The sequence below is a fragment of the Prevotella sp. P4-119 genome (genome assembly GCF_002251345.1).
Classification (GTDB): domain Bacteria; phylum Bacteroidota; class Bacteroidia; order Bacteroidales; family Bacteroidaceae; genus Prevotella.
The window spans coordinates 1-3,312 of record NZ_NPJB01000059.1 but is presented as its reverse complement, the minus strand read 5'-3'; the positions used below and the strand labels follow the sequence as shown (position 1 = coordinate 3,312).

Here is a 3,312-nt window from a genome sequence, read left to right as displayed (position 1 = left end):
TATTCTCCACTTGTCCTTGAAATAGAGGAAAGAGATCTTTGACATATTGACACAAGCAAGACTGTAGATTAGATAATAAATCAGAAATCAACAGCTGAAAGTATGAGCACTTATGCATACGGCCGCCTATAGTCATAGGAAAGTATGCTTAAGTCAAGGCGAAAGTAAGTCAGGGCGCATGGTGGATGCCTTGGCTCACGGAGGCGATGAAGGACGTGATAAGCTGCGATAAGCTGCGGGTAGGAGCAAATATCCCTTGATCCGCAGATTTCCGAATGGGACAACCCATCAGGCTGAAGGCCTGTTATCCCTGCGTAGGCAGGGAGGCTAACCGAGGGAACTGAAACATCTTAGTACCTCGAGGAAGAGAAAATAACAATGATTCCCCCAGTAGTGGCGAGCGACCGGGGAAGAGCCCAAACCTGCTTTGTGGCAACGCATGGCAGGGGTTGTAGGACCGCGCCGTGGTACTTGCAATGTGAGAAGAAGTATCTGGAAAGTTACATCATAGAAGGTGATAATCCTGTATTCGAAACAATTGCGAGACCTAGCGGTATCCTGAGTAACGCGGGACACGTGTAATCCTGCGCGAATCCGCCGGGCCCATCCGGCAAGGCTAAATACTCCCGTGAGACCGATAGCGTACCAGTACCGTGAGGGAAAGGTGAAAAGTACCCCTATAAGGGGAGTGAAAGAGTACCTGAAACCATGCGCCTACAAGCGGTCGGAGCTGCTATAAGCAGTGACGGCGTGCCTTTTGCATAATGAACCTACGAGTTACCGTCACAGGCGAGGTTAAGGAAGAGGACTTCCCGAGCCGCAGTGAAAGCGAGGCTGAACAGGTCGTATAGTCTGTGGAGGTAGACGCGAAACCGAGTGATCTACACATGTCCAGGATGAAGTCCCGGTAACACGGGATGGAGGTCCGCACCGATAAGCGTTGAAAAGCTTCCGGATGAGGTGTGTGTAGGAGTGAAAGGCCAATCAAACTCGGAGATAGCTCGTACTCCCCGAAAGGCATTTAGGTGCCGCGTCACATGATCTGTATGAGAGGTAGAGCGACCGATAGGTCAAGAGGGCTTCACCGCCTATCGCGACCTGACGAACTCCGAATGCTCATACACCGCAGTGTGGCAGTAAGGGGGCGGGTGCTAAGGTCCGTCCCCGAGAGGAGAAGAATCCAGACCGCCGTCTAAGGTCCCCAAGTTCTGTCTGAGTTAGTCTAACGAAGTGTGGTCTCCGTGACAGCTAGGATGTTGGCTTGGAAGCAGCCATTCATTCAAAGAGTGCGTAACAGCTCACTAGTCGAGAGACCGTGCATGGATAATAATCGGGTATAAGACAGGCACCGAAGTCGCGGGATAGTAATGATAAAAGTATCGGTAGGGGAGCATTCCTGCGGCGTTGAATGGGAAAGGACGACTTTCCCTGGAGCTTCAGGAAAAGCAAATGTAGGTATAAGTAACGATTAGGGGTGTGAGATCCACCCCCGCCGTACGACTAAGGTTTCCCGGGCAATGTTAATCATCCCGGGGTAAGTCGGGTCCTAAGTCTAAGCCGAACGGCGAAGGCGATGGCTGACACGGTCAATATTCCGTGACTTCCTTATGGAGTGACGTGGAGACGCAGTCGTGACACTGCCGCGGGGAAACGGAATTCCCCGTTAAAGGATGTAGGCATTGAGGGAGGCAGGCAAATCCACCTCCCGAGCTGAACTCCGAGAGTACGGCACTCTCTCCGGAGAGAGCCGACAGCGCAGGTAATCATACTGCCGAGAAAATCCGCTAAACTTAATCCATACGGAACCCGTACCGCAAACCGACACAGGTAGTCGGGTAGAACATACTAAGGCGTTGAGAGATTCACGGTTAAGGAACTAGGCAAACTGACCCCGTAACTTCGGGATAAGGGGTCCTCCAGCAATGGAGGCGCAGAGAATAGGTCCAGGCAACTGTTTAGCAAAAACACAGGGCTGTGCAAACTCGCAAGATGAGGTATACAGCCTGACACCTGCCCGGTGCCGGAAGGTTAAGAGGAGATGTCACCGCAAGGGAAGCATTGAATTGAAGCCCCGGTAAACGGCGGCCGTAACTATAACGGTCCTAAGGTAGCGAAATTCCTTGTCGGGTAAGTTCCGACCTGCACGAATGGTGTAATGATCCGGACGCTGTCTCAACCGTGAGCTCAGTGAAATTGTAGTATCGGTGAAGATGCCGATTACCCGCGATGGGACGAAAAGACCCCGTGAACCTTTACTACAGCTTAGCATTGACCTTGGTCATCGGATGTGTAGGATAGGCCGGAGGCATTGAATCATGCGCGCCAGCGTGTGTGGAGCCATCCTTGAAATACGGCCCTTCTGCTGCCTGAGGTCTAACGCGCATTGCGCGGACACTGCTTGGTGGGTAGTTTGACTGGGGTGGTCGCCTCCAAAAGCGTAACGGAGGCTTCCAAAGGTGCCCTCGGGCCGATTGGTAACCGGCCTTATAGAGTGCAATGGCATAAGGGCGCTTGACTGGGAGGCAGACATGCCGAGCAGGCAGGAAACTGGGGCATAGTGATCCGGCGGATCCGTATGGAAGGTCCGTCGCTCAAAGGATAAAAGGTACTCCGGGGATAACAGGCTGATCCCCCCCAAGAGCTCATATCGACGGGGTGGTTTGGCACCTCGATGTCGGCTCGTCACATCCTGGGGCTGGAGAAGGTCCCAAGGGTTGGGCTGTTCGCCCATTAAAGTGGCACGCGAGCTGGGTTCAGAACGTCGTGAGACAGTTCGGTCTCTATCTATCGTGGGCGCAGGAGTCTTGAGGGGACCGGCCACTAGTACGAGAGGACCGTGGTTGACCGACCTCCGGTTTACCGGTTGTGCCGCCAGGTGCACCGCCGGGTATCCGCGTCGGGTTCGGATAAGCGCTGAAAGCATCTAAGTGCGAAGCCGGCCTCAAGATGAGGACTCCATTGAGGGTCGTCGAAGACTACGACGTTGATAGGGTGCAGGTGTAAAGACAGCGATGTCAAAGCCGAGCACTACTAATTGCCCGAAAACTTTTGTCTGAGGCGATACTTTCAGATGTTGACTCTGTATCTGTGATACAGTTTGCTTGTGTGCGATTGTCAACCTATACCGGCTGTATGTGATACGGCTGAGAGAATTATCAGGTGGCTATTGCGGTGGGGTTCCACCTCTTCCCATTCCGAACAGAGAAGTTAAGCCCACTTGCGCCGATGGTACTGCAATGCAATGCGGGAGAGTAGGAGGCCGCCATCTTTTACAAAGCACCTTGTTTCAGCAATGAAGCAAGGTGCTTTTTT

2 rRNA genes are annotated in these 3,312 nt (G+C 52.9%); both read left to right on the top strand.

Annotated elements, in window-relative coordinates:
• Positions 1 to 158: 158 nt before the first annotated feature.
• Positions 159 to 3,054, top strand: a 23S ribosomal RNA gene (locus tag CIK89_RS06325).
• Positions 3,055 to 3,155: 101 nt separating this feature from the next.
• Positions 3,156 to 3,268, top strand: a 5S ribosomal RNA gene (gene rrf, locus CIK89_RS06320).
• Positions 3,269 to 3,312: the final 44 nt, after the last annotated feature.